The following is a 282-nucleotide window of genomic DNA, read 5'->3' as shown; positions in this document are numbered from 1 at the left end:
GCTGGCCCGGACGCCGCCGCCGCACCTGGCAGGCAGCCTGTCGCCGGGTGCGGGGTGGCAGGGGAAGGGTGGCAGGGGAGAGCCGGGACAGCCGGCCCTCACCGCTGATCCCGTGTTCGGGCGCGTGTCGGGCGGGGTATGCCGGGCCGGGTCACCCGTTCCCGGTGAGCCGCCTTCCGCGCGTTCCCGGAGGATTTCCCAGGCGTTGTCAGGGGAGACTTCCTCCGCGTTGCCGGGGGAGCCGCCGGGGGTGGTGGTGACCTCGGCGGGCGCCCCCGGCCC

This window comes from Protofrankia coriariae, assembly GCF_001017755.1.
In the GTDB taxonomy this organism is placed as follows: domain Bacteria; phylum Actinomycetota; class Actinomycetes; order Frankiales; family Frankiaceae; genus Protofrankia; species Protofrankia coriariae.
Note: the sequence above shows the minus strand (reverse complement) of the source record.